This is a genomic window from Alkalihalobacillus bogoriensis ATCC BAA-922, from assembly GCF_000621445.1.
GTDB classification, from domain to species: domain Bacteria; phylum Bacillota; class Bacilli; order Bacillales; family Bacillaceae_F; genus Bacillus_AO; species Bacillus_AO bogoriense.
In genome coordinates this window covers 1-2385 of sequence record NZ_JHYI01000054.1, presented here as the reverse complement: position 1 = coordinate 2385, position 2385 = coordinate 1, and the positions used below count along the sequence as shown (strand labels likewise).

Annotated in this window: 5 protein-coding genes; 3 read left to right on the top strand and 2 right to left on the bottom strand. The window is 31.8% G+C overall.

Annotated elements, in window-relative coordinates; genetic code table 11:
* Positions 1 to 232: 232 nt before the first annotated feature.
* Positions 233 to 754: a hypothetical protein gene (locus T323_RS0115750; protein ID WP_026674117.1), complete on the bottom strand. Its 522-nt coding sequence runs from the start codon at positions 752 to 754 to the stop codon at positions 233 to 235.
* Between the two features lie 166 nt (positions 755 to 920).
* Between T323_RS0115750 and T323_RS28905 the strand changes: the two genes are divergently transcribed.
* Positions 921 to 1097 carry a hypothetical protein gene (locus T323_RS28905; protein WP_156942464.1) on the top strand — a complete coding sequence of 59 codons (177 nt, stop codon included), beginning with the start codon at positions 921 to 923 and terminating at the stop codon, positions 1095 to 1097.
* A gap of 136 nt (positions 1098 to 1233) precedes the next feature.
* Here the strand turns inward: T323_RS28905 and T323_RS28900 are convergent, their stop codons facing one another.
* Positions 1234 to 1404 carry a hypothetical protein gene (locus T323_RS28900; protein ID WP_156942463.1) on the bottom strand — a complete coding sequence of 57 codons (171 nt, stop codon included), beginning with the start codon at positions 1402 to 1404 and terminating at the stop codon, positions 1234 to 1236.
* 294 nt (positions 1405 to 1698) lie between these two features.
* On the opposite strand from T323_RS28900, the gene T323_RS28080 reads away from it, so the two are divergent.
* Entirely contained in the window at positions 1699 to 2136 is a 438-nt protein-coding gene (locus T323_RS28080) for a helix-turn-helix domain-containing protein (protein WP_051556568.1), read from the top strand.
* 110 nt (positions 2137 to 2246) lie between these two features.
* Positions 2247 to 2385: UvrD-helicase domain-containing protein (locus tag T323_RS29800; RefSeq protein ID WP_373279340.1), on the top strand; the 139-nt coding region annotated here is incomplete at its 3' end.

Here is a 2385-nt window from a genome sequence, read left to right as displayed (position 1 = left end):
GAAATCGGTGATTTTCGGAAAACTTTATTATGACAGCGAACGGTGGAATGCGGGTTTTGGGAAGGATTTTCGGAAGAGTTTATTTTAAATGCACATAGTAGAAACAAAAAATGGAGCGAAAAACTTTAATTGTTTTTGCTCTATTTTTGTTAAGGGTTAAGGAATTTTTATTTTAAATATATAAAAAGACGTAGCTATAGAGAAAAATCTCCAAACTACGTCACTTAATCGTTTAATTAAATTCAAGTTGAACGAATTCACAATCATTTTCGTCTTTACTCTCGTGGTAATAATCTTTTGGTACATTTTCAAATGCCACATGACTAATATATAAAGCTGTTTCAACATCTAAAATATGGTTATATAATTGAGTAATTTCTTCATGTAACTTCTCAAGTTGTCTAAGTTCAATTTCATCAAGCTTTTCTCGATCCTCTGGACAAGTATCTGCATAAATATATATATTTACTTCCTTGTTTTGACCATTGTCAAAGAAAGTGATTTTGGAATAGGGTTCAATTTCAATATCTTTTTCTTTTAAGAATGGACAAAGTTCATCAATGATATGTTCTAACTTGTAAAAAGGTATGTGGTGATAGTGCTCAAATATTTCGGTACGTAACACATCCTCAAAATCATGATCTTTAAGATCCACAAACTCTTCATCCCATGATGACGCAATGTCATTGTACTCTGAATCTAATTCTTCCTGAATTTCATTTAATAATTCTGCATCAATTTTTTCAATTAACATTAAATCACCTACTTAATGAAAATTTTGAAATAGTATAAAATTATTAACAAGAGATATTTCGAAAATATTATAAAAAATAATTTACTAAATTTCAATATAATAGGTTAATAGATAAGAAGTGATTTGTATTACAATAAATAGGAGACTATAAAAGGAGGAACTTAAAGTGGATATAAATGAAATTAAGAAATTTGAGGACGAATTTAGAGGTGGGGTTTACGCTGTTCCAGGAGAATATAAAATAAAGGTTAGGGCGTTATATGAGTATTGTAAGAAGAATAATCTAAGCCCAAATGATTTATCAAAAGAGCAATTAGAGAAGTTTGTTGAAAAGCGTTCGTAGATAAGGGAAGTGGTAAATCATACACTTCCCCTCAATCTTTTAATCTAATATTCTATTGAGTTTACACAATAACACGATTGCCTCAGATGATGATGAGAAGGAAAAATGTTCTTTCAGTGCTCGATTTCCTTTGTTACTACTTCGCTTCTTGCCTCAACCTTTCCAACTCTTTTTCAGCTATCTTCTGTAATTCCCTTTGGAAATTCTCAGAGTTCCAAATGTATAAAGGATCTTTACCTGCTACACGAGCAATTTCAGTAGCAATTTCATATGCATGATCTCGTAGTTCTTTATGTACTATAGTCATATAACTCTCTCCTCACTAAATACGAACATATATTCCTTTATTATAAAGTAATGAATAAAGTTTCACAATATTTACCCTGATTAGATTTTAGTAGTTTAAGCAATTTAGTCCCTCCTAAAAAATTTAAACAATCCGCTTTTGGGTAACATACATTCGCTTATCATTTTCTGTTACGTTTTCTCAAAAATATTTTTCGATCATTCAGTTATAAAGAGAATGAAAGAATCTATGATATAGGGTTAGCAATTTAACCCAGGGTTCCTATAAGGAAAGGTTTAAAAGGAGATGGTGGAAATGAAACAGAAGCAGGAAAGACGTAAATTAAACGACAATTTCGGGAAGTTGTTGAAAAAGTTGAGATTAGAAAAAGGATATTCATTACAACAGCTTGCGGAGCTTTCAAATGTTACCCCTTCCTATATCAATAGATTAGAAAGAGGACTTCGAAAGCGGCCGAGCATTCCACTAATGATGCAATTAGCAGAAGCGTTAAAGGTGGATATATCAGTTCTAATAAGAACAGAAGTAAAAAAGGAATGTGGCATTACGTTAGAAGAGCTATTCTTCACCAATGAAATCATATATCAAGGAAAGGCACTAACATCGGATACAAAAGAGGCGTTACTTTCAATTGTGGAGACAGTTCTAAACTCAAAGTGGACAAGCGAGACCATGCTGAATGATTTAAAAATTATTGGTGAAGAGATTACGGAATTAAAGGAAATTATGTGATTATTTAGCGGAAGGCGAGAAAGTCTTCCGTTTACATATGTTCTTATTGAAATACATTGCCAATAAAATGTAAAAATCTGATAGAATAATGGTAATACTTTTGTAATGGGGTGATAGTTGTGACTGTAACTTTAGAAAGTTTATTTAAACAACATGGTTTTACTCCAAATGATGGTCAAAGAGAGGCTATTGAAACGTTAGATGGTCCATTATTTTTAATGGCGGGACCTGGATCAGGGAAAACGAGGG